Here is a 24,533-nt window from a genome sequence, read left to right on the forward strand (position 1 = left end):
GCCCGGCCGGTCAGGCCAGGTCGAGATGCAGGAATTGATTGAAGTCGCTGCCGACATAATCGGCAAAGGCGTCTCCGCTCTGGAACCCGTGCTTGCGGTATAGCGCGAGCGCCGGCTCGAAAGCTTCGCCCGATCCTGTTTCCAGACTGACCCGCCGGTAGCCGCGCTTGCGCGCCAGGTCCAACAGCGCTTCCAGCATGGCGGTTGCGGTGCCGCGTCGCAAACTGTCAGTCCGTGTACGCATGGACTTCAGTTCGCCATGGTCGGTAGCCAGTTCTTTTATCGCGCCAATAGCCAGCAGCGTGTCGCCATCCCAGACTGACAGGAATGTGACGTCCGGACGCTGCAGACCGCTCAGGTCCAGGGCGAAGCTGTGACCGGGCGGCGATGTCTCGGCCATGCCCTGAAGATGCTGGCGCAGGAGTTCCCGGATTTGCGGGTCGTCGAAGTCACCGGGTTTGATGTTCATGCTGGCTCCGGATGCAAACGAGCCCGGGAATGATCCCGGGCTCATCCAGATCTAGATTATGTCGTGCCGTCAGGCGAGGCGCTTAAGCGCGTTCGAGGCACATGGCGATGCCTTCACCGCCACCGATGCAGAGCGAAGCTACGCCCTTCTTGGCGCCGCGGTCTTCCATGGCGGCCAGCAGCGTGACAATCACGCGGGCACCGGACGCGCCGATCGGGTGGCCCATGGCGCAGGCGCCGCCATTGACGTTCACCTTGTCGTGGCTGATGCCGAGTTCCTTCATGGCGATCATCGGAACGACCGCGAAGGCTTCGTTGATTTCCCAGAGTTCGACTTCCTCGACACCCCAGCCTGCCTTGGCGAGGGCTTTCTGCATGGCCGGAACCGGCGCCGTGGTGAAGTATTCCGGCTCGTGGGCGTGGCTGGAGGAAGACACGATCGTGGCGATCGGCTTCAGGCCGCGCTTTTCAGCTTCGGATTTTTTCATCAGGACGAGGGCGGCGGCACCGTCGGAAATTGCCGATGCGTTGGCAGCCGTCACGGTGCCGTCTTTCGAGAAGGCAGGGCGCAGATCCGGGATTTTCTCCGGCTTGGCTTCGCGCGGCAGCTGGTCGACATCGACCACGGTCTCGCCCTTGCGGGTCTTCACGGTGACCGGTGCGATCTCGCGCTTGAACTTGCCGGAGGCGGTTGCGTCCTGCGCACGCTTCAGCGTTTCGATGGCGTAGGCGTCCTGCTGTTCGCGGGTGAACTGGTATTCGCCGGCGATCTTGTCGGCGAAGAGACCCATCGGGCCTTTGGAATAGGCGTCGGACAGGCCGTCGAGCGCCATGTGGTCTTCCGCGGCCATGGTGCCGTATTTGTGGCCCTTGCGGGCATTGATCAGGTGCGGAGCGTTGGTCATGGATTCCATGCCGCCCGCGATCACGATGTTTGCGTCGCCTGCGAGAATGGCGTTACGGCCCATGACGGTGGCCTGCATGCCGGAGCCGCACATCTTGTTGATGGTGACGGCTTCGAGACCTTTGTCCTGACCGGCCTTGAAGCCAGCCTGGCGGGCAGGGGCCTGACCCTGTCCAGCGGGTAGGCAGTTGCCCATGATGATCTCATTGGCTTCGCCCGGGGCGAGGCCGGCTTCCTTCACGGCTGCTTCGACCGCAATGGCGCCAAGCTCATTCGCGCTGAAACCGGCGAGGTCTCCGAGAAGGCCACCCATCGGGGTGCGGGCCATGCCTACGATTACGACCGGATCCTGATCAGCCATATGCGTCTCCTTGCTGCATCTGCGTGCTGTTTACTTCGGAAGGCACAAAGCGCCTGACAAGGGGGCACGTCAAGCCCGACCAAAGGTCAGATCAGGTGCGGCAAACTGAGACGGGGCCGAAAGCGTGCCGAAAAGCAACTCTGAAAAGGGGTAAACGCGCTGGTTGAGGAGGTAAAACCACCCGGAAAGGGGGTCAGACCTCCATGGCGAGACCGGCTTCGGAATTATGTTGCCACACCACCCGGGCGGGGCCTTCCAGACCAACCGCCCTCGCATACAGGTACACGGTGGGCGGCAGTTTCTCATTTGTTGGAAACCGAAGACGCGCACCTTTGGCAGTATAGTCCAGCACAACGCCTTTGCGCCGATAGCCGGAATCATAGGCCACAGCGGCCTCACGGTACACTTGGGCGCGTTTCTCACGCGACAGATTCTGGTGATCGGTGCGTGATGCGATCGGTATGTTGGATTGCTGGAGCGTGCGCTGAATGCGTCCCAGATCGGGACCATCCGGCTTTTTCGTCCCAAAAAGGCGCGGTTTTATAGCCATGGCGTCGTTTGTGCGCTCCAAATCGCTGACCAACTCCACCCTGTCTCGCAAGATGTGAACCGAAAGCCTTAATATCTCATTGAGCAAACACGCGAAAGGCGGCGCCTTCTGCAGCGCCGCCTTCAGTTTGCGACATTTCGTACCTGGGCTACCAGATTCGGATCCGGTCTTCCGGCGGCAGGTAGAGCGGGTCTCCCGGCTGAATATCGAACGCCTCGTACCACTCATCCAGGTTCCGCACGACGCCGTTCACGCGATAGACAGGCGGGGAGTGAGGGTCTGACAGCATCTGCTGCCGGGTCGCCTCGTCCCGGTATTTGGCGCGCCAGACCTGGGCCCACGCCATGAAGAAGCGCTGGTCGCCGGTCAGACCGTCGATCACCGGCGCTTCCTTGCCGTTCAGGGACATCTTGTAGGCGCGGTAGGCGAGGGAAAGCCCGCCGAGGTCGCCGATGTTTTCGCCCAGCGTCAGGCGCCCGTTCACACAGGTTTCGCCGTCGTCCAGCGGACAATAGGCCGAATATTGCCGGGCCAGCGCATCGCCGAGCTGGCGGAACGCGGCGAGGTCTTCTTCCGTCCACCAGTTCTTGAGCACGCCTTCGCCGTCATATTTGGCGCCCTGGTCGTCAAACCCATGCCCCATCTCGTGTCCGATGACACCGCCGATGGCGCCATAGTTCACGGCCGGGTCTGCTGAAATATTGAAGAAGGGCGGCTGCAGGATCGCGGCCGGGAACACAATCTCGTTGAAGGACGGATTGTAGTAGGCGTTGATGGTCTGTGGCGTCATGAACCAGCGTGTCCGGTCCACGGGCTGGCCGAGGTCAGCGATATTGTCCTCAGTCTGCCACTTCTGCGACGCGATGGCATTGTCGAGCGCATTGTTGCCGACCACCAGCGTATCATAGGTTTCGAACTCGTCCGGGTAGCCGATCTTCGGCGTGAAGGCGTCGAGCTTGGCTTCGGCCTTTACCTTGGTCGCTTCGCTCATCCAGCCGAGGTCTTCGAGGTTTGCAGCCATGGCCTTGCGCAGATTGGCCACGAGGTCATCCATGGCAGCCTTGTTTTCCGGCGGGAAATAACGCTCGACGAACACTTTGCCGATGGCCTCGCCCAGCGTGCCCTGGGTCGCGCTCACAGCGCGCTTCCAGCGTTCACGCTGTTCCGGCTGGCCCCGCAGGGCCGTGCCGTAGAAGGCGAAGTCAGCTGCATCGATGTCTTCCGGCAGCACGCTGGAGAAATCCGACAGGAAATGAGCGGTGAGATAGGCTTTCCACGTGTCCAGCGGCGTTTCGGTGACGATGTCGAACATTTCCGGGAAACCGCCACCCAGCTTGGCCGCGTCTTCGGCGGAAATGCCGGCCGCATCCAGTTCTTCCTGGGTTGGAGGCACTTCTGCGACGAGGAAGTCTTTTTCGCCGCCCACGCCCATCGTGTTGAAGGCGCGTATCAGCGGGAAGTCGCCTGCCATGTCGACAAGCTCGTCACGCGTCACCTTGTTATAGGTGATTTCCGGATTGCGGGAGAGCGCGCGGTCCCAGTCTGCCTTGGCGATGGAGGTTTCCAGGTCCAGCACCTTTTGCGCTTCGCCGGCGGCGTCTTCATAGCCGGCCTTGTCCAGCATGAAGGTCAGCAGGTCGAGATATTTGGCGCGCAGTTCCACCGACTTGTCATCGGTCTTCAGATAGTAATCGCGGTCCGGCATGCCGAGGCCGGTAATGCGCATCTGGAAAATGTTCGTGTCGGGATCCTTGTCGTCGGCAAAGACAAACCCGCCAAATGGCGAGCTGAACCCCGGCGTTGCGAAAATAACCGCGAGATCGTCAAGCGACTGCACCGAATTGATCTTGTCCAGATAGGGCTGGGCAGGGGAGAGCCCGGCTGCGTTGATGGCATCGGTGTCGAGATAGGCGTTGTAGAACGCGCCGATTTTGCCTTCCGGCGTATCGAGGGCCGGCTTTTCAGCAGCCAGGTCGTCGATGATGGTACGCACGCGCTGTTCGGACTTTTCCGCGAGAAGGTCGAACGACCCGTAGCGGGAACGGTCTGCCGGAATCTCGAAGGAGTCGAGCCATTTGCCGTTCGTCCAGGCATAGAAATCGCTACCCGGAGAGATGTCCGTATTCTGAACGCTGAGGTCGATTCCCCAGCTGCCCCAGTAGTCCGGCGCTGACAGGAGGAGGCCTTCGCTGGTTTCGAATTTACCGTCTTCGTTTGCGACCGGTGGGGTGGTTTCAACGAAGGCGACCTTGTCGCCCTCAGCGGGTTCAGACGCTTTCGGTGCGCATCCGGCCAGCAGCGCGATTGCGGCGGTGCCGATCAGAAGGTGTTTCATCCTGAGTCTCTCCTTGCTCAAATCTCATGCCCCCCGCAACGAGCGAGGGGCATGTCTCATGATAAATTGGTAGCAGATCATTCAGCCGGCGCCATAGGCGGACTGCCACTGTCGCTGTCATGACCTCCGCTTGTGCCGATCAGTTCTTCTTCATCGATCGTGACATGGCCGGAGTAGCCGTCGCCAATATGGCGGAATGGCTGCCCGCCCCAGGTCCAGGCGAACACGCGTTTGACCTCTGCACCGATGACGTACATCGCCGGCACCAGGAACAGCGTGATGAAGATCGCAAACCCGACGGCTGAGCCGAGCGCCACCAGCATCGGCTTCAGGAACTGGGCCTGAACAGAACGCTGTGAAAGCAGAGGCAGGATCCCGACCATAGTGGTCAGCGATGTCAGGAGGATCGGCCGGAAGCGCGAGACACCTGCATCCACAAGGGCCTGAACGGCACCGGCGCCTTCATCCCTGCGTTTGTTGACATAGTCGATCAGCACCAGGTTGTCGTTGATCACGACCCCCGCTGCGGCGGCAATGCCGAAGAAGGAGAACAGTGCCATCGGTGTGTCAAAGAACCAGAGACCGAACAGCGCGCCTGCATAAGCGAAAGGCAAGGCCATCATCAGGAGCAGCGGTTGGGCATAAGACCGGAAGGCAATCGCCAGAAGAATGTACATGGCGCCAATTGCCATCAGCGACAGACGGCCGATCTCGCTCATGAACTGGTTTTCTTCTTCAAAGCCACCGGCTTCGCCGCGTTTCACGTCCGGGAATTGCTTCTGGAATTCCGGCCAGAAATTCGATTCCATGTCCGCCATGATCTCACCGCGTCCGCCTTCGCCCTTGACTTCGGCGAAGACGTAAACCGAGCGCATCCGGTCGCGCCGCTGGATGCGGTTGATGCCGGGCGCGTAGGAGAAGTCGGCGACCTGGGTGACGGGAATCTCGCGGCCATCTGCAGTCCGGACACGGAGGGAGTTCAGGCTGTCGAGATCCTCACGAGCGGTTTCCGGCAGGCGCACCATGACGCGGACGTCTTCCCCGTCACGGGGCAGGCGCTGGACTTCCTCACCATAATAGGCCTGGCGCAGCTGACGGGAAACATCGGCCAGCGTAACGCCCAGGGTCTCGGCCCCCGGCTTCATGCTGATCCGGATCTCCTCGGCAGCCGAAGAAAGGTTGTCGCCAATGTCATAGGCATTGGAATAGGTCGCCAGCTGGGCCTTCACCGTTTCGGCGGCTTCGCGCAGGCGGTCGAGGTTCTGGTTGCTGAGGGCAAACCGGACGCCGGTGTCATTATCATTGAATGTGAAGGCGAAGTTGATCTCTTCGGCATCCTGAATCTCGCCGACATTCGCACGCAGCAATTCGGCAAGATCCTTGGAGCGGATCGTGTCCGGACGGTCTTCCGGCGCTGCGAGGCCGACAAAGGCGCGAACATTGGTGCCATAGGCGATGACGGAGGCGTCGCGGATCAGGCCATCCTTGATTTCGGGATGTTCTTCCTTGGTCTGCTGTTCACTGACCTCGATGCCAGCCTGCAGCTGGTCGCGTACCTGGACGAGGCGCTCATACGGCGTACCGTCGGGCATTTCGATCTGCACCTGGATCAGGTCAGCTTCGATCTCGGGCATGAATTTGAACGGCACGATCTTCAAGGCTGACAGGTTGAAGGCCAGGTAGAAGAGGCAGAAGAAAAGGGCCATCGTCGCATAGCGGAACTTCAGCGCGAACTCGAGCGCAGGCTTGTAGATATTGTTGGCAAACCAGAGCAGGCTGTCCGCAATCCGGCGCTGGACACGCATCAGCGCGCCGCTCGCCCCGTCAAAGCTCTGCTTTTTCATATGGGCAAGGTGGGCCGGCAGGATCAGCATGCATTCAATGATCGAGAAGGCGAGCGCCGCAACGACCACAAAGGTGATCTGCTGAGTAAACTGCCGTTCCGGCCCGCTGAGAAAGGCCCAGGGGAGGAAGGCGATGATCGTGGTCAGGACGCCGAAGATGATCGGCTTCAGAACCATCTGCGTTCCGACAATGGCCGCGTCGATACCTTCACGCCGGCCGCTTTCGACTTCCCTGTGGATATTCTCCCCCACCACGATGGCGTCATCCACGATCACACCGATCACCAGCAGCACGGCGAAGGTCGACAGGATGTTCCAGGAGACGCCCAGATAGGGAAGGATCAGGATGCCCCCGCCGAACGCGGTCATGATGCCGACCGTCACCCAGAAGGCCACCATCGGGCGCAGGAACAGCAGGAGGACGATCAGCACCAGCACCGCACCTTGAAGGGCAGATGACATGATCAGGTTCATGCGGTCGTTGAAGGCTTCGGAATCGTCCCAGAGGATGTCGATCTTGACGCCCTGCGGCAGAATCCCGCTCTTGGGGTCGTTGGCGCGTTCCACATAGTCGCGGAAGCCCTTTGTGTATTTGACGACGTCCATCTTGTCCGGAGCAGGGATCATAACGAAGGCCGTCGGCTCACCACCGTAAAGGGCGCTGAACTTGTCCGACACGAAACCGTCGATGACATTGGCAACGTCTTCAACGCGGACCGTGCCTTGTTCCGTGGTCTGGCGGATGATGATCTTGTTGAACTGGTCTTCAGTATCCGCCAGCTGGCGGGCGGTGATCGCGACGTCCCCGGTGGAGGACTCGATCCGTCCACCGGAGGAGTTCAGCGAAGACTGGCGGATCGCATTGGCCACATCGCCGAAGCTGAGGCCGAAACGGCGCAGGGATTCCTCTGTGATCTCGATATTCACCTGCTCGTCCAGCGTGCCCTGGAGTTCGGCAAGCTCGCCGCCCGGCAATTGGGCGATGTCATCGCGGACCCGGTCTCCGAGACGCTTCAGCTCACGGCCATCGACCTTGCCGTGAATGGCCAGCCCCATGAATTGCCCGCGCTGCTCCCAGCGCCGTACCTGTGGCTGGAAGGCCGCCTGAGGCAAATTGTTGATCTGGTCGACGCGCAGCTTCACCTCGTCTAGGAACTCCATCATGTCGATGTCGTTCTGGCCTTCGATGTTGACCCAGCCGGAGCCTTCGGCGGCGGTGGAAGTAATGCGTTTCACGCCATCCAGGTCGGCCACGGCTTCTTCAATCCGTGTGACGATCTGTTCCTCGACATCCTGCGGCGAGGCGCCCGGCCAGGACATCGAAACGGTTGCGCCGTTGAACGTGCCGATCGGGAACATTTCCCGTTCCATCGCGGTGTATCCGAAGATGCCCCCGACGAAGCACACGATCATGAGGAGGTTCGCGGCAACGGCGTTGCGGGCGAACCAGGCGACGATCCCGTTCATTCAGAGGCTCCCTTGGCGCTGGAGAGACGCATGGCTGTTTCCTCGGTTTCTTCTGCGTCCGACGTGTCTTCCGTCGGTTCGTAAGTCTTGATGGTGCCGTCAGGCTGGCGTTCCATCACCGTTACGTTCATGCCGTCGAAAGCGGCCTGGATCGGGGAGGTGATGGCGAACTCGCCGGCTTCGATGCCGGACCGGACATAGGCCCCGTGCGTATCGGAATAGATCAGGTCGACCGTGCGGATCGACAGCGTGCCCTTGTCGGCATTGCCGATGAAGATCCGGTCCTCGCCGCGCAGGGCCGCGCGCGGCGCGATCAGGACGTCCGGGATCGTGTTGCCTTCAATCACGGCATTGACGAACAGGCCGGGGGCCATCGGCGCCCCGTCATCGGCGCCTTTGCCGTAGGGGTCTTTCAGTTCGGCGATCACATTGATCTGGCGCGTCTGAGAGTTGACGGCGGCGGCCGTCCGGACGACTTCGCCGGTCCAGTGGCGTTCGATCCCGCCAACCACGGCGCTGAAGTCGACTTTCGGACCCGGCTGCGCATCGCTGGCGGCGAAGGCGAGGGGAAGGCCGAGACGGCCCATCTCTTCATCGTCCAGCGGCAGCGAGACTTCGACCACATCATTGGCGAAGATCCGGCCGAGGGACTGACCGGTGGCGACGACCTGGCCAATATCCACATCGCGCTCCCAGACGCGTCCGGAGAACGGCGCGTAGACGGCGGTCCGTTCCAGGGCGAGTTCTGCATCCTTGAGCTGCGCCTTGGCAGCGTCCAGCGCGGCGCGGGCCTGCGCCAGCTGGGGTTCGCGGCGGGCCAGCGGCGAGACGTCGGTAATGCCGAGATCTTCAATATCCTGCTGGGCAAGTTCGGCTTCGGCGATTTCACGCGTCAGCCCCTGTTCGGCAGAGGCGACGCCGGACCGGGCCCGCACGACGGCGAGTTCATAGTCGGCTGCTTCCACGCGGACCAGTAGCTGGCCCTGCTTGATGAAGCCGCCATCGATGAAGTCCGGGGAGACATAGGCGATCCGGCCGGAAATCTGCGGCGCCACGATGATTTCCCGGCGCGGGCGCACTTCGCCCTGCGCTTCGACCGTGATCTGAAGATCGCCCTTGCGGACTTTCTCTGCGAACACGTTGAGGCCGATGCGGGCTTCCTCAGCTTTTTCCGGTTCCGGCTTGAGCGCTGACAGGACAGCAACTCCACCGACACCGAGGACGGCGATGATGGCGATCGGGGCGGCAATGGCGATGATACGGGCCATGGGGCGGGACTCCTGGGGCTTACTCTGCGGCGGCTTCGGTAGGCGTCGTTGCGGTCGAGGCGGTCAGGACCGGCAATCCGCCGCCGAGGGCGAGGTGATACGAAATACGGTTGGTGGCGCGATTGGCGCTGACCGAGATCAGCTGGCTTTCCGCGGTCAGGCGCCGCGTCTGGGCATCGATCAGGTTGAAGATCGTCAGTGTACCGCTGGTCGTGTACTTGCGCAGGGCAAGGTCTTCGGCAAGGCGGGCTTCCTCAAGAGCGCGGGCCTGGGCTTGTTCCTGCTCTGCGAGATACTGATCGGCCGCGATGGCATTCTCGACCTCGCCCCAGGCAGACAGGACGGTATTGGCATAATTTGCAACGGCCGCTTCAGCCTGTGCAACGGCCGCGTCGCGCTGGGCATCCAGCCGGCCGCCGGTAAAGATTGGCGCGATCAGATTGGCCACCAGACGTGCCGCGATGAGCTCCGGGTCAAACGCATCGGCGAGATCGGATTCAGTGGTCGACACGCTGCCGCTCAGTGTGAGGGAGGGCAGCATGGCCAGCCGGGCGGTTTCAGCCCGCATGCCTGCTGCTTCGATCCGGGCCTCGGAGGCAGCAATATCCGGACGGCGCGACAGGAGAAGGGCAGGGTTGCCTTCCGGCTCCAGCGGGCCAAGCGACGGCAGTTCCGCGGGGGCGGCAATCTCTGCGGCCGGGTAGCGGCCGAGCAGGATTTCGAGGCGGCGGGCTGTTTCCCCGGTGATCTGCCGGCGGGTCGCGATCGCGGCCTCGGCATTGGCCAGCGCGGACCGAGCCGTGCGCACGTCGAGGGCATCGACCAGGCCGCGCTGGAAGCGGCGCTCGGTCAGGAGGCGGACACGGTCGCGGGCATCATAGGTCAGCTCGGCCACGCGCTCCTGCGCGATTGCCTCGTTGAGATTGATCCAGGCGATAGCAGTCTGGGCTGCCAGGGAGAGTTCTGCCGCGGCCAGATCGGCTTCGGAGGCGGCATAGTCAGCTTCAGCGGCATTCACAGACGCGCCGATGCGGCCCCAGAGGTCCAGCTCCCAGCTCGCATCCAGGCCGACACCATAGATTTCGCTCTCTGTCCGGGTCGTGCCGGTCGCGGTTTCGACACCCACGGAATTGCCGCCGGCGGTCGCCGAGGCGCTGAGGCCGGGCCGGCCGGCGGAACGTGCTGTCCGGGTGGCGGCTTCTGCGGCGCGCATCGTGGCGGCGCGGGATTTCAGTGTGGGGTTGTTTTCCAGCGCTTCGGCAACCAGCGACATCATCACCGGGTCGTTGAACTGGGTCAACCAGTCGCCTTTTGGTGCTTTGCCGGCCACGCCGCTCGCGGTCCATTCTGCCGGGGCGTCCGGAGCTTGCGCAAAGAAATCAACGGGTTCGCCCGCAAGACCGCCAATATTTGCCGGAGAAGAGGCGCACGCCGCAAGAATTGCCGTGCCCGCGAAGAGGATTGATCGTTTCATGCCTTGGGCATTGCTCCCGTTAGTATAAGCAGTGCGTTACGCTTGCTCTACTCGACTGTCAATGAGAAATTATCGATTTTCAATAATTACATGCAGGTCAGGAAATGCCACCAGCTGACGCAGCGCGCCCGGGAGGGCTTGGCATCTTCCCGCTGTCGCGATAGCGCCTAAAACCTACGAGTGTGTGGAAGGAATCCCACCGGGAAACCGCATGACTGAAGTGCTTTCAACCACAACCCAGAAGGGGGCCGAGAGAGGCATACGCCGTGCCACGACCCTACGGGTCCGTGACTTTATCGTGCTTATATCGTGCTTCGCGGCGGTTCTGGTCCTGCTACTGGTGACAGGTTCCATTGGACTGATCGAATCGGCTGCTGCCCTGATCGCGGCGGGGGCTGTCGCCTGGGCCTATTATGTCGGGTCGGCGACTGTTTTGCCCGCCTCGGCCGTGGTCGACGGCGCCACTGACAATGTCGTACCCGGTCCATCGACGGCATCCATTCCGCTGAAGGCCCTGCCGCTGCCGGCCTTCGAGATCGATCTCGACGAACGGATCGTCGCTTTCAATGCCGAAGCGGAGGACATTCTGCGCCTCGACAATCGCGTCCGCCCGCGCGCCTCGACGGTCATCCGGTCCCCGGCGCTGCTCTCGGCCATCGACAAGGCGATTCACACTCAGGTTGATGCGCCGCTGGCGGTGGATGTCGATGCCGGGCCGAATGAAACCTGGCGGGCGCATGTCTCCCGGCCGCTGGATGCGGGCCGGGTGCTGATCGTGCTGGAAGACCTGACCCCGCTAAGACGCGCCGCCCGCGCGCGGTCTGACTTTATCGCCAATGCCAGCCACGAATTGCGCACGCCGCTGACCGCCTTGTCCGGCTTCATCGAGACAATGCGCGGCCCGGCAAAGGACGACCCGGAAAGCTGGGGCCGTTTCCTGGACATCATGGCCGTGGAATCCGAGCGCATGTCCCGCCTCATTTCGGACCTTCTATCCCTGTCGCGGATTGAGTCGTCCGAACAGGTCGCGCCGCGCGACAAGGTGGACATGCAGGACGTGCTGGCCTCAGGCGCCGCGGCGCTGGGCGGCATGGCGGACGAACGCGGCGTGACACTGGTCGTGTCCGGCACCGATGAGGCGCTTCCGGTGATCGGCAACCGGGACGAACTGATCCAGGTGGTCGAGAACCTGATTTCCAATGCCATCAAATATTGCCGCAAGGACGGCACGGTCCGGGTCACCTATGGCGCGGCGGCGGATACGGTCGAGGCACGGGCGAAGTCCGGCCAGGTCTGGGAAAAGGGCGAGCGGATGACGCTGCTACAGTCGGTCAACAGGCCGGGCCCGGGCGAGCCGGCGGTCTGGATCCGTGTGGAAGATGAAGGCCCGGGCATCGAGCGCCAGCACCTGCCGCGCCTCGGCGAGCGTTTCTACCGCACAGACCAGAGCCGCGGCGGCAAGATCACCGGCACGGGGCTCGGCCTCGCCATCGTGAAGCACATCATGGCGCACCATCGCGGCGGCATGGCGGTGGAGACGGTGATGGAGCAGGGGTCCGCGTTCGCTGTCTGGCTCCCGGCGATGCGCCGCAAGGCCGAAGACGCCTGAGGGGATAAATCGGATCAGTCGGCGCTGGCGGTCCGGTGATGGGCGTCGAACCAGTCCGTCATCAGGTCGCCCGGCATGCGGCCGAGGTCCCGGTACCAGGCCGGCAGGTTCTGCAGCATTTCTGCTGTATCGCCCCAGCGGCGCAGATTGACGTCGGCAGCCGCATGGAAAGCATCGCGCAGGCGGTTTTCGTCCATCGCTTCGAACCCGCCGAGGCCGGTGAGTCCAGCGAAGCTCTTCTGCATCACCAGGGAGGTTTCGAGTGTTGCGGCCGCAACGGACAGCGTCGCGCGCCAAGGCATCAGCCAGTATTCCATCAGTCCTGCTTCCCTTTTCTTGCCGGAACAGTACGCCTCTATGCTGCAATGCACAACAAGACTCATGCCAAAGGCGAGGCAGACCCCTTTAATTCAGTAAAATCAAAGAGGTCTGCGTCATGAAGTCAGGCTGGAGCCGCCGGATCAGTACCAGGTGCGGATGCCGATGACGAAGCGTGTCTCATCCGCCTCGCCCCCCGCAGCTTCGATCAGATCAGCCGTCCGGCCGAAGCTGGCGCTGTGTTCGACCCCGATATAGGGCGCGAATTCCCGGACGAATTCGTAGCGCAGGCGCAGGCCGGCCTGCAGGTTCGTCAGGCCAGAGCCAAGCTCCCGCTCCGGAATGTCCTGTGCCGAAAAGCCCGCTGCCAGCCGTGGCTGGAGGATCAGCCGGTTGGTGAGGAGCAGCTCATACTCCGCCTCGAAACTGGCGGTGAGGTCACCTTCCTCGCTGAGGAAGGCGGCGCCGTCGACTTCAAACCAGTAGGGGGCGAGGCCCTGCACGCCCAGAACGGCATGGGCCAGGCCATCCGGTTCGAAATCATAGCGCACACCGGTCTGAAGATCGAAGTAGCGGGAGATGGCGCGGGACCAGAGCAACTGGACTTCGGCCTCTTCCAGGTCGTTCTCCTCAAAGGAGTATTCGCCTTCGGTTTTCAGCCAGACCTTGTTGATGTCACCGCCATACCAGGCATCGGCATCCCAGACGCCGACGGTTTCTCCATCAGAGGACTGAGCTTCCAGCCGGTCAAACCGGACCATGGCGAATGGCGTGTCTCCGGAATGACCCTGCGCATGCGCGCGGGCGGCATCCATTTCCGCCGGGTCGAAATAGGCGTCGGCCTGCGACCAGGGCTTGTCCCCTGAAGCGTCGCCATGCTGGTCGTGCGTCTGCGCCGAGGCACCTGTTGCGATGGCGAGCGCGGCGAATGCGGAAAAAAGCGTCCTGTGCATCACTTCATCTCCCCGTGCTTGTCATGGCCCATGGCGGAATGATCCATCATGTCGTGATCCATTGGCATTTCGTGCTCCATGGGCATGTCGTGGTCCATCATCTCGTGATCCATGTGCTCATGATCCATCGGTTTCTTGTCCGTGGACGGCAGGACGGAAACGACCTGCATCATGCCGGCATGCATGTGGTAGAGCAGGTGGCAGTGGAAGGCCCAGTCGCCGACATGATCGGCCGAGACGTCGAAGGAGAGTTTTTCCCCCGGCTTCACGATCACGGTATGCTTGCGCGGTTTGTGATCTCCGCCGCCATTGACGAGGTCGAAGAACATGCCGTGCAGGTGGATCGGGTGGGGCATCATCGTATTGTTGATCAGCGTCACGCGCAGGCGCTCGCCTTCATGGAAGATGATGGGTTCGGTTACCTCGGAGAATTTCACCCCATCGAAACTCCACATATAGCGTTCCATGTTGGAAGTGAGGTGGATCTCCATTTCGCGGCCGGGCGGGCGCAGATCGGGATTTCGGTCGAGGCTGCGCAGCTGGGAATAGCGCATCACGCGGTGGCCGACATTCTCAAGACCGATTCCCGGCTCGTCGAGACGGCTCATCGGCATCATGGCGACATTCGCGACACCGGGCCCGCGCTTGATGTCTTTCTTTTCAACGGGCCAGCTGGCGTCTTCGGTCATGCCGTGTGCGGAGTGGTCCATTTCCATGCCGCCCATGTCGTGGCCTTCGTGACCCGTCATGTCCATCTCGCTCATGTCGTGTCCCATGGCGGCGTGGTCCATTTTCGAATGGTCCATCATGGAGTGGTCCATGTCGCCCATCTCCTTGCCGCTCATGTCCATGTTTCCATGCCCCATGGCGCCGTGATCCATGCTCCCATGATCCATACCCATGTCTTTCATGGTGAGGGTGGGGACAGCGCGCAGGGCAGGGGCTTCGGCGCGCATGCCGGGGCGGGGGCCGAAGGTCGCGACGGCCTGGCCGGACCGGTCGATGCTCTCGGCAACGAAGGCATAGGCGCGGTCGTCCTTCGGCTCGATGATCACGTCATAGGTCTCGGCAACCCCCATCTGGAACTCGTCGACTTCCAGCGGCTGCACGTTCAGGCCATCGGCCGCGACGATGGTCATCGGCAGGCCGGGCAGGCGGACATTGAAGATCGTCATGGCCGAGGCGTTGATGATCCGCAGGCGCACGCGTTCGCCCGGCTGGAAGACGCCGTTCCAGTTGTCAGCGGTCGCGTGGCCGTTGATCAGATAGTGATAGGTCGCGCCCGTCACGTCCGCGATGTCGCGCGGCGACATCCGCATCTGGCCCCACATGGCGCGCTCGTCCCAGGCGGTACCGAGGCCGCGTTCCTGCGCGTCCTTCAGGAAGTCGCCCATGGTGCGCTGCTGGAAATTATAGGCATCGCTCATCTTCTTGAGCTTCGCGAAGATCCGGTAAGGGCTCTCGAAGCTCCAGTCGGAGAGGACCAGCACATATTCGCGGTCATAGCTGACCGGGTCGTGATGATGCGGGTCGATGATGAGCGGGCCGTAGACGCCTTCCTGCTCCTGAAGGCCGGAATGGGAATGGTACCAATAGGTGCCTGATTGCGGCACGGCATATTTGTAGGTGAACGTCTCGCCCGGCCGGATGCCGGGGAAGGTCACGCCTGGCACGCCGTCCATCTGGAACGGCACGAGCAGGCCGTGCCAGTGGATGCTGGTGTCCTCATCCAGCGTATTGGTCACATTGAGCGTGATCTCGTCGCCTTCACGGAAGCGGATCAGCGGTGCGGGCAGGGTGCCGTTCACGCCCACCGCTTCGCCCGCGCGTCCGTCGATGCGGACCGGAAAGCGGCCGACCGAGAGATTGAACTCCGTCGCCGTGGTGGGTGCGAGGCCGGTATTACCGTCGCTGGCGCTGCGGGCCCAGGCCGGAAGCAGCGAGGCGGGCAGCAGGGACGAAAGCCCCATCAGGGCGCTGCCCTGCAGGAAATGCCGTCGATTGAACATGGGAAGAATCCTTCTGAATTGAGGGGAACAGGCATCACGGGCAGGCGCACAGACGGTGCAGCCCACCGGGCCGGTCTCAATTCAGGAAGCGTGTTTTCAGCTGGAGCGGCGTCAGCCGTGGCGGGCCGGACGCTTGGTAGAGCATGTATTTCGGTGGCCGCATCGGCGGCGCTGAGACTCTGAATGCCTCGGACGGCAGGAACAGGGCCGGCGCCGTGCTGACAGGCAGCAGGGGGGTGGCCATCGCCTGCGGGGCCTTGGCGATCAGGTCATGGTCAGCATTGCAATGCGGACAAGCCGATTTGTCATGGTGCGGCGCTTTGGTTTCGTCACAGGCATGACCGGCCGGCATGCTGTGCGCCATCTCCATTGCAACCGGCGCAGGCGCTCGCGGCGCTTCACAGGCGCAGAGCGCCTGCTGGGCCGCAAAGAACATGGCAAGGCCTGCCAGGAAGAAGGATCTCAGAATGATCATGCGCCGAGCCGGTTGAGCCGCCCGGTCATCCAGGCGGCATTCCGGCTCAAATAAGCATGTTTGGGGGCGGGTTCAAAATAAACTTGCTGTGGGGGATCAGGCCGGAAGGCGGGTCCAGTTGAACGTCAGCGGGCCTTCGCGATGGGCAAATCGGTTGAGATGGTCGGCGACGACCTCTTCCAGTTTGCTGGCATCCTCTGACGGCGTTTCGATCGTGGCTTTCAAGGCATCCGGTTCGGCCGAGAGGAAACAACGGGCCGCGCCGAAATTGATGATGCGGGTCCCGGCATCTTCAGTCACTTCGAACTTATGGCCCCAATGCCTGGCAAGCTGGGTGATGTATTTCTCGGCCTTGGCAGTCGGGACAAGGGTGCTGGTGATCATGGGTCATAACTCGCAATTGATAATCATTCGCATTTTAGGGATTGAGCGGTGAAGAGCAAGTTACGGTCTCTCATAAGTCTTATGCATTGAAGGGGTCGTTCGCCGGTCCCGCTTGGCGCGAAGCAATTCACATCGCCTCATGCTTGCCCCGTTTTCGCCGTTCGCGAATGCGATTAGGTTTTCATCATGCCTGAATCATTGCCCGGCAATTTTGTTCCCTCTCCTGCCCGCGGGCGGGTGCTCGTCTTCGATTCCGGGGTCGGGGGGCTGACCGTGGCGGAGGAGATCCGCGCGCTCGGCCCGGCGCTCGGCGTGCACTATGCCGCCGATTCCGGTTTCTTTCCTTATGGCGACAAGTCCGACGAGGCTCTGCGCGAGCGCCTGCCGAAAGTCGCCAAGGCACTGTGCGATCGGGTGAAGCCGGACGTGTTCGTCATCGCCTGCAACACAGCCTCGACACTTGCCCTGTCAGAGGTGCGGGCCGTGCTCGACATTCCGGTCGTTGGCACTGTGCCTGCGATCAAGCCGGCGGCCCAGCTCACTCGCACCGGCACGATCGGCTTGCTGGCGACGCCGGGCACGATCCGCCGGGCCTATACGTCCGAACTGATCGAGACATTCGCCGGACACCTGCACGTTATCATGCATGGCAGTATCGAGCTTGTCCGCCTGGCCGAGGCCCATGCGCGCGGCGAGGATATTCCCATCGACCGGTTTGTCGAAGTGCAGGCACCTCTGTTCGATGTGCCGGGCGGGGAGAAGATCGACACAATCGTGCTCGCCTGCACGCATTTCCCGCTGGTGCGCGGACAGCTGATCGCCAGCGCGCCCCAGCCTGTCAGCTATGTCGATTCAGGCGCCGCGATTGCGCGCCAGACGATCCGTGTGCTGCCGGTAGAGACCGAGGCGCGCGGCATTGGCGGTCAGGCTTTCCTGACCAGTCATCCCGAGGACGAGGCGGATCTCGCGCTCGTCCTCAGGCGATACGGTTTTCCGGAGCTTCAGAGCGTGGCTCTGGACCCGATGGACACGACTTCGGCCCCGACCGACCCGTAAAGGCTCGGCCACGGCGCGTCCTGCACTTCCACCACTTCGGTTTCGCCGAAGCCGTTGAAGCGGCTGGACATGGCACGGCCATAGGCGCCGAGGTTGCCGAACTCGATATAGTCGCCTTCGGTCAGACCGGCCGGCAGCATGATCTCGTCCGGGAATTTGTCCGTCGAATCGCAGGTCGGGCCGTAGACGCGGTAAGCTTTCATGCCGTGCAGCTTGCGGCCGTCACCCGCGATGGCGCGTTTCGGGAATTGCCAGCGCTCGTGCACGGCATCGTAGAGGGCGCCATAGGAGCCGTCATTGATGTAGAGCGCGCCGTCTTTCGACAGTTCGATCCGGCACAGCAGGCTTTCGGACTCGGCGACCAGCGCGCGGCCCGGCTCGCACCACAGTTCAGCGTTTTCGAGAACGAACATTTCCTCGAACGAGGCCTCGATCATGGCGACATAGGATTCCAGCGCCGGCGGGGCGTTGTCAGCGTACACGGACGGAAAGCCGCCGCCGACGTCGACGATGTCCACCGTGACACCTGCCGTGATGATGATCCGCGACACGTCGGCCATGGCGGTTGCCCAGGCGGTCGGCTTCAGGGCCTGGCTGCCAACATGGAAGGACACGCCCAGCTCGTCAGCATAGCGGCGGGCTTCGCGCAGGATTTCTGCGGCGTCTTCAGCGCTTGCACCGAATTTTCCGGCCAGCGGCAGGGCGGCTCCGTCGCAGGACACGGCGACACGGACAATGATCGTCAGGTCGTCGGCATAGCCGGTTTCCTCGAGGATCTTGTTCAGCTCCGCCATCGTGTCGGTGACGAAGATGCGCACGCCGAACTCGTTATAGGCGCGGGCGATCGCACGGCGGTTTTTCACCGGGTGCAGGAACGCGATGCGCGCGGTCGGGAAACGTGTACGGATCAGCTCGACTTCCGTATCGGAGGCGCAATCGAAGCTGCGCACGCCGCCGGCCCAGAGGGCGTCGAGCACGTGCACGCCGGGGTTCGCCTTCACAGCATAGAACGGCTCGGCCGAGAAGGACTCACGGAACCATTTCGCCGACGCGGTGACGCGCTCCGGACGGAAACACCAGACGGGAACGTCCGGCTGGGACTCACGAACAATATGAATTGGGGTAGCATAGGAGTGCATGACACCTAACCTCCAAAGGGCTTTTAACCAGCTTTGGGCGTTAGTACGGGGGCCCCCACCGAGTGGGTTAGCGCAGAGTGTCCGCCACATCTCTTTATTTCGAGGGGGCATGTAATGGACATTTTCCGGGGGCGCAAGAAATTTTTTTCCCTCGGACTGAAATTTTTCATGAAACCTTCTTTGACGAGGCCTGTAGCAGTTATTGAAGAAGGCGTAGCATGTTTGGAGTCATACAGAATTCCGGATACATGCGGGCACCACTGGGAAGGAATCGAGCATGATGCACGGGTGGCCCCCGGCCTTCAGACCTGCCCTGACAGCAGCAGTTTTGCTGCTGGCTGCCGCATGCGGACGAACAGACCTTTCGGAACTGGAAGTGGGAGACCGGATTGTCACGCCCTCGATTACCGGGGTCGAGGCCGAGAAGATCAAGATTGTCGGCTCCTCCACAGTCTCGCCTTTTGCCACGGCTGTCGCCGAACAGTTCGGCGCGGTCACCAAATGGCCGACGCCCGTGGTCGAGACGACCGGGACAGGCGGCGGCTTCAAGGCGTTCTGTCTTGGCGCCGGCCCGTCGCAGCCCTCCATTTCCGATGCCTCGCGCCCCATCAAGAAGGCCGAGCGGGCCCTGTGCGCGGCCAATGGCGTGAATAATCCGGCGGAGTTCCGCGTTGGCTATGACGGGATTGTTATTGCCAATTCGAAGGCCGGGCCGGATTTCGACATCACCAAGGCTGAGCTTTACCGCGCCCTCGCCAAGGACCTGCCAGACGGGCAGGGCGGTTTCGTGCCCAATCCGTACAAGTCCTGGAGCGAGGTCAGCCCCTCTTTGCCGGATGAGCCGATCCTTGTTTTCGGGCCGCCGCCGACGTCGGGCACGCGGGACGCTTTTGTCGAACTGGGCATGGAGCATGGCGCGCTGGAAGACCCGCAGATGAGCGCGCTCAGCCAGCTCGATGAAACAGCTTTCCTCCAGCGCGCGCATACGATCCGCACGGATGGCGCCTGGATCGATTTCGGGGAGAACGACGCGGCTGTTGTTCAGGCCCTGACCAAGACACCGGCGGCAATCGGCATCCTCGGCTTTTCCTTCCTTGAGCAGAACTCGGACCGGGTGAAGGCGGGGCTGCTCTCCGGCGTTACACCGGATTTCGTGCACATCAAGGATGGCGAGTATGGCCTGTCGCGCATGCTCTACATCTATGTGAAGCGGGAAAACCTCGGCTTTGTGCCCGGCATTGCCGAATTCGTCGAAGAGTTCGTGTCAGACGGCGCCATGGGGCCGGACGGGTATCTGCTCGACAAGGGCCTGATCCCGCTCACCGATGAAGACCGTGCCACCGAACAGGCAAGGGCGGCCGAGCTGAAGGCGGCATCCGAGAACTAAACGCTGCTCCTGAGACTCAGGCCTTGTCGTCCGGCTTGTCGCTGGAATCCTTCGGCTTCGGGCTGAGGTCCAGCAGCGGCGGGATGACCAGTTCCAGCGGTTTCTTGCGCCGGCGCAGGCGGATTTTCTGCCAGAAGCGTTTCCGGGCCGGGGCGGGCAGGGGCTGGAGGTTCTCGATGAAGGCCTCCGCGCAGGCCTGCCAGCTATAGCCTTCGGCATATTTGCGGCAGGTTTCCCGGTCGAGATCCAGGCAGGCGATAGCGCCCGACGCGAGGTCTCCGTCGACCGGCGTGATGGTTCCGGCATTCGAGCCCGGGATCACATCGCGCGGGCCGGTCGCATCATAGGCGGCCACCGGCGTACCGGACGACATCGCCTCCAGCACGACAAGGCCGAACGTGTCCGTCAGGCTGGGGAAGACGAAAACGTCTGCGCTGGCATAGACGGTGGCGAGGTCTTCATTGAAGCGTGCGCCGAGGAATTTGACCTCCGGATAGCGCTTCTGGAGTTCCTCGCGCTGTGGGCCATCGCCAACGATCACTTTCGTTCCCGGCAGGTCCAGTTCGGCGAAGGCCTCGATATTCTTCTCGACCGCCACGCGGCCGACATTCAGGAAGATCGGGCGGGCCAGACCTTCGAACGGGTCGCCCGGCTGGCCTTCCTCGATCCGGCGGGAGGGGTGGAAGAGGTCAGTATCGACCCCGCGGCCCCAGGCCACGAGATTGATGAACTTCTTGGCCCGCAATTCCTCCACCATGGACGGGGTCGGCACCATGACCTTGCCGGAATATTTGTGGAACCAGCGCACGAAATTATAGCCCCAGGAAATCGGGATCGGCAGGCGGGCCGACACATATTCCGGGAAACGCGTGTGATAGGCGGTGGAGAAGGGGTGTTTGATCTTCAGGCACATGGCCCGGCCGGCCATGCCGAGTGTGCCCTCGGTCGCAATATGAACCGCGTCCGGCTCGAATTCGTTGAACCGTTCCTCGATCTCGCCCCGGGCGAACAGAGCCAGCTTGATTTCTGGATAGGTCGGCAGGGGCATGGTCATGAAGCCCTGCCCGGGATGCACGATTTCCCATTCATGGCCCATCGCCTCGGATTCGGCGATGACGCGCTTCATGGTGCGCACGACGCCATTGACCTGAGGATCCCAGGCGTCTGTCACGAGCATGATCCGCATGTGGACTCCCATCAATGCCACGCAGCCGCGCGCAACATGGCGGGCTTGCACGGGACCGTAAAGGCCCCTTTCGCTGTCCACTACCCTCGCACTCGATACGTGGAGACGATATAGTTTTTTCCCAGATGGGTGGGAACCGGCATAAGACCTGCCCCGTTATTCTGCTTTTGTACCAAGTTTTTGCCAGAAGGGACCACCATTTATGACCGACGCCCTCGCCGCCACACAATTCGTCTGGGATGCGCTCGACTCCAACAAGTTTGTTGATGAGGAGGCCTTGCTCGAGGATCTCCTGAAAGAGACGCCTGTCAGTGACGATCTTCGCCAGGCGGCGATGCGGCGGGCGCTCGATCTGGTCGAGACGGCGCGGGCCACCGGGCGCCGCAAGGGCATGATGGAAAGCTTCCTGGAGGAGTTCGGCCTGTCGAACGCGGAAGGCCTTGCTCTCATGTGTCTTGCCGAGGCGCTGTTGCGCGTGCCCGACGCCGAGACCCGCGACGACCTTATCGCCGAGAAGATCCGCTCCGGAAACTGGGGCGCCCATCAGGGCCAGTCGGAATCCTGGCTGGTCAATGCCTCCACCTGGGGCCTGATGCTGACCGGCCGCGTCATCGGTGTGCCGGCGGCCGCCAAGAAGGGGCCCAGTCACTTCGTGTCCAGCCTCGTCCGCGAAAGCGGTGAGCCGGTGATCCGCGCCGCCATGATGCAGGCCATGCGGATCATGGGCGAGCAGTTTGTCCTTGGGCGGAACGTGAAGGATGCGCTGAAGCGTGGTGGCCGGATGGTGCGCCAGGGCGATGCGGCGCATTTCAGTTTCGACATGCTGGGAGAAGGCGCCCGTACCGCGGCTGACGCCGAACGCTATCTGAAGGCCTATCAGAGTGCCATTGAACAGGTGGCCGCCAGCAAGGACAAATCCGTCAAGCCGGAAGCGGCCAATGGCGTTTCCGTGAAACTCTCCGCCCTGCATCCGCGCTATGAGGCAGTCAACGAAGCCCGGGTGATGGAAGAGATTTACCCCGGCCTGCTGGGCCTCTGCAAACAGGCGGCCGACGCGAACATCAATCTCTGTCTGGATGCGGAAGAAGCCGACCGGCTGGTGATCTCGCTCAAGCTGATGGAAGCGCTTGCGCGTGAGCCGTCGCTCAAGGGCTGGTCCGGCCTGGGCGTTGCCGTGCAGGCCTATCAGAAGCGCGCCCGCGGCGTGATCGAGAAGCTGAAACAGCTGGCCGGTGACACGCGCCAGCGCTTCATGGTGCGCCTCGTGAAAGGCGCCTATTGGGACAGCGAGATCAAGCACGCCCAGGTCGAAGGCTTCCCGAACTTCCCGGTCTTCACCACAAAGCAGGGGACGGACTTCCATTATCTCGCCTGCGCGAAGCAGCTGCTGGAGGCGAGCCCGGTCCTCTATCCGCAATTTGCGACGCACAATGCCCACACATTGGCGACGGTGGACCTGATGGCGGATTCCATGGGCGTCACCGCGTTCGAGTTCCAGCGCCTGCATGGCATGGGCGAAGCGCTTTACGCGGCGGCGAAAGCCGGTAATCGCGTACGGGTCTATGCCCCCGTCGGAGCGCACAAGGACCTGCTGCCATACCTCGTCCGCCGCCTGTTGGAGAATGGTGCCAATACGAGTTTCGTACACTCCTTCCTCGATCCGGATGTGCCGGCCGAACAGGTCGTCGCCGATCCGATCACCAAGGTCGAGGCTGGTCCACGCCGCCACCCGCGCATCCCGACACCGCCGCGCCTTTACGGGCCGGAACGCCGCAACTCTTCCGGCCTGGACCTGTCGCAGCAGAATGTGCGCGACGATATCGCCTCGGCGATCCGCGTCTTCCGCGACAGCCCGGCCATCGCCGCCGGGGCCATCGTTTCCGGCAAGGCAGACACAGGCGGAGGAGAGCTCTGCCGTGTGCCGTTCCACACCGAAACCGTGTTGGGCGCCTGCAAGGAAGCCAGCGAAGAGGCGATGGATCGCGCGCTGGACGCAGCGGTCAAATTTCAGCCGGAATGGGACAAGCTGGGCGGGCCCCAGCGGGCGACCCATCTGCGGGCCATGGCCGAAGCGCTGGAAAGCAACATGCCGCGCCTCATCGCCCTGATGGCGCGCGAGACCGGCAAGACGCTGAATGACGGCATCGCCGAGGTGCGCGAAGCAGTCGACTTCCTGCGCTACTATGCGATGGGCGCCGAAAAGGATTTCGCTGCGCCCGTGCGCCTGCCGGGACCGACGGGGGAAACGAACCATCTGTCCCTGCACGGACGGGGCGTCTTCTGCTGCATCTCGCCCTGGAATTTCCCGCTGGCCATCTTCACCGGCCAGGTCGCCGCCGCGCTTGCCGCGGGCAACACGGTCGTCGCCAAGCCGGCTGAACAATCGCCGCTGATCGCGTTCGAGGCGGTGAAACTGTTCCACAAGGCTGGCCTGCCGGTGAACGCGCTGCACCTTCTGCCCGGCAAGGGGGAGACGGTCGGTGCGAAGCTGACGTCCGACCTGCGCGTCTCCGGCGTCTGCTTCACCGGCGGCACGAACACCGCCCGCATGATCAACCGCACACTGGCGGACCGTGACGGGCCGATCATTCCGCTGATCGCCGAGACCGGCGGCCTGAACGGCCTGTTCGTGGACACGACGGCCCTGCGCGAGCAGGTGCTGGACGATATAATCATCTCCGCCTTCGGGTCGGCGGGCCAGCGCTGTTCAGCACTGCGCGTTGCGTTCCTGCCGAAAGCCACCGCCGACCATCTGATCGAAGGCCTGATCGGCGCAATGAACGAGCTGAAGCTCGGCGATCCGGCCCTGCCTGAAACGGACATTGGCCCGGTCATCGATGCGGAGGCGCGCGACATGCTGGAAGCGCACCTCGAAGACATGAAGTCCCGCGCGAAAGTCCTCCACCAGATCGACGCCGGCCAGATCGGCCGCGAAGGCTATGGCTTCGGCCCGGCGCTGGTGGAGCTGTCTTCGCTCGATCAGATTACGGAAGAGAAGTTCGGCCCCATCCTGCATGTCATCCGCTATGACCCGGACGACATTGATGAAGTCGGCGCCAAACTCCACGCCAAGGGCTATGGCCTGACGCTGGGCGTGCATTCGCGCCTCGACAGCTTCTACAAGGAAGTCCGTGCGGCCTGTCCGGTGGGCAATACCTATGTGAACCGCTCGATGATCGGGGCCGTCGTCGGCGTGCAGCCTTTTGGCGGGGAAGGGCTCTCCGGCACCGGGCCAAAGGCCGGCGGGCCGCATTATCTCCATCGCTTCGCCGCAGAAAGGGCGCTGACCGTGAATATCACGGCACAGGGAGGTGACGCAGAACTGCTGAGCCTGTAGAAAAAGACG

18 protein-coding genes are annotated in these 24,533 nt (G+C 62.5%); 4 read left to right on the plus strand and 14 right to left on the minus strand.

What is annotated here, in order from left to right:
* Positions 1-10 precede the first annotated feature (10 nt).
* The 7 genes from HJA_RS06970 to HJA_RS07000 all read right to left on the minus strand — a co-directional run bounded on the left by HJA_RS06970 (position 11) and on the right by HJA_RS07000 (position 10,671).
* On the minus strand, positions 11-469 hold the full coding sequence (locus HJA_RS06970; protein ID WP_035580078.1) for a GNAT family N-acetyltransferase: 459 nt from the start codon (positions 467-469) through the stop codon (positions 11-13).
* A gap of 82 nt (positions 470-551) precedes the next feature.
* On the minus strand, positions 552-1,733 hold the full coding sequence (locus HJA_RS06975) for a thiolase family protein (RefSeq protein ID WP_035580082.1): 1,182 nt from the start codon (positions 1,731-1,733) through the stop codon (positions 552-554).
* A 193-nt stretch (positions 1,734-1,926) separates the two neighbouring features.
* A complete protein-coding gene (locus HJA_RS06980) occupies positions 1,927-2,283 on the minus strand; it encodes a hypothetical protein (protein ID WP_035580084.1) in 357 nt (118 codons plus the stop codon).
* 148 nt (positions 2,284-2,431) lie between these two features.
* Positions 2,432-4,618 (minus strand): M13 family metallopeptidase, encoded by a 2,187-nt coding sequence (locus HJA_RS06985; protein WP_035580087.1) that lies wholly within the window; start codon positions 4,616-4,618, stop codon positions 2,432-2,434.
* A 77-nt stretch (positions 4,619-4,695) separates the two neighbouring features.
* Positions 4,696-7,929, minus strand: coding sequence for an efflux RND transporter permease subunit (locus HJA_RS06990; RefSeq protein ID WP_035580094.1), 3,234 nt, complete (start codon positions 7,927-7,929; stop codon positions 4,696-4,698).
* Positions 7,926-9,197 carry an efflux RND transporter periplasmic adaptor subunit gene (locus tag HJA_RS06995; RefSeq protein ID WP_035580097.1) on the minus strand — a complete coding sequence of 424 codons (1,272 nt, stop codon included), beginning with the start codon at positions 9,195-9,197 and terminating at the stop codon, positions 7,926-7,928. The genes HJA_RS06990 and HJA_RS06995 overlap by 4 nt, the downstream gene beginning before the upstream one ends.
* A 19-nt stretch (positions 9,198-9,216) precedes the next feature.
* The gene (locus HJA_RS07000) at positions 9,217-10,671 is read right to left on the minus strand and encodes an efflux transporter outer membrane subunit (protein WP_035580100.1); all 1,455 of its coding nucleotides are present in this window, start codon (positions 10,669-10,671) and stop codon (positions 9,217-9,219) included.
* Positions 10,672-10,882: 211 nt separating this feature from the next.
* Between HJA_RS07000 and HJA_RS07005 the strand changes: the two genes are divergently transcribed.
* The gene (locus HJA_RS07005; protein ID WP_051597462.1) at positions 10,883-12,280 is read left to right on the plus strand and encodes a sensor histidine kinase; all 1,398 of its coding nucleotides are present in this window, start codon (positions 10,883-10,885) and stop codon (positions 12,278-12,280) included.
* Positions 12,281-12,294: 14 nt separating this feature from the next.
* On the opposite strand, the gene HJA_RS07010 is transcribed toward HJA_RS07005, so the two are convergent.
* The 5 genes from HJA_RS07010 to HJA_RS07030 form a co-directional block, all read right to left on the minus strand.
* Positions 12,295-12,597: a hypothetical protein gene (locus tag HJA_RS07010; RefSeq protein ID WP_035580105.1), complete on the minus strand. Its 303-nt coding sequence runs from the start codon at positions 12,595-12,597 to the stop codon at positions 12,295-12,297.
* Between the two features lie 144 nt (positions 12,598-12,741).
* A complete protein-coding gene (locus tag HJA_RS07015) occupies positions 12,742-13,551 on the minus strand; it encodes a copper resistance protein B (protein ID WP_035580112.1) in 810 nt (269 codons plus the stop codon).
* Positions 13,551-15,560, minus strand: a complete 2,010-nt coding sequence (locus HJA_RS07020; RefSeq protein WP_035580115.1) for a copper resistance system multicopper oxidase — start codon at positions 15,558-15,560, stop codon at positions 13,551-13,553. The genes HJA_RS07015 and HJA_RS07020 overlap by 1 nt, the downstream gene beginning before the upstream one ends.
* 76 nt (positions 15,561-15,636) lie before the next feature.
* A complete protein-coding gene (locus HJA_RS07025; protein ID WP_035580121.1) occupies positions 15,637-16,035 on the minus strand; it encodes a hypothetical protein in 399 nt (132 codons plus the stop codon).
* Between the two features lie 96 nt (positions 16,036-16,131).
* Entirely contained in the window at positions 16,132-16,419 is a 288-nt protein-coding gene (locus HJA_RS07030) for a DUF2218 domain-containing protein (protein ID WP_035580123.1), read from the minus strand.
* A gap of 186 nt (positions 16,420-16,605) precedes the next feature.
* Here HJA_RS07030 and murI point away from each other — a divergent pair, with 186 nt between their 5' ends.
* Positions 16,606-17,475: a glutamate racemase gene (gene murI / locus HJA_RS07035; protein ID WP_051597463.1), complete on the plus strand. Its 870-nt coding sequence runs from the start codon at positions 16,606-16,608 to the stop codon at positions 17,473-17,475.
* Here the strand turns inward: murI and HJA_RS07040 are convergent.
* Positions 17,421-18,614, minus strand: coding sequence for a type III PLP-dependent enzyme (locus tag HJA_RS07040; protein ID WP_035580125.1), 1,194 nt, complete (start codon positions 18,612-18,614; stop codon positions 17,421-17,423). The genes murI and HJA_RS07040 overlap by 55 nt on opposite strands.
* 277 nt (positions 18,615-18,891) lie before the next feature.
* On the opposite strand from HJA_RS07040, the gene HJA_RS07045 reads away from it, so the two are divergent.
* On the plus strand, positions 18,892-20,001 hold the full coding sequence (locus tag HJA_RS07045; RefSeq protein ID WP_241764313.1) for a substrate-binding domain-containing protein: 1,110 nt from the start codon (positions 18,892-18,894) through the stop codon (positions 19,999-20,001).
* A gap of 16 nt (positions 20,002-20,017) precedes the next feature.
* On the opposite strand, the gene HJA_RS07050 is transcribed toward HJA_RS07045, so the two are convergent.
* A complete protein-coding gene (locus HJA_RS07050) occupies positions 20,018-21,238 on the minus strand; it encodes a glycosyltransferase family 4 protein (RefSeq protein WP_422119971.1) in 1,221 nt (406 codons plus the stop codon).
* A gap of 151 nt (positions 21,239-21,389) precedes the next feature.
* Here HJA_RS07050 and putA point away from each other — a divergent pair, with 151 nt between their 5' ends.
* The gene (gene putA / locus HJA_RS07055; protein ID WP_035580127.1) at positions 21,390-24,524 is read left to right on the plus strand and encodes a bifunctional proline dehydrogenase/L-glutamate gamma-semialdehyde dehydrogenase PutA; all 3,135 of its coding nucleotides are present in this window, start codon (positions 21,390-21,392) and stop codon (positions 24,522-24,524) included.
* Positions 24,525-24,533: the final 9 nt, after the last annotated feature.

It is taken from the genome of Hyphomonas jannaschiana VP2, from assembly GCF_000685215.1.
GTDB lineage: Bacteria > Pseudomonadota > Alphaproteobacteria > Caulobacterales > Hyphomonadaceae > Hyphomonas > Hyphomonas jannaschiana.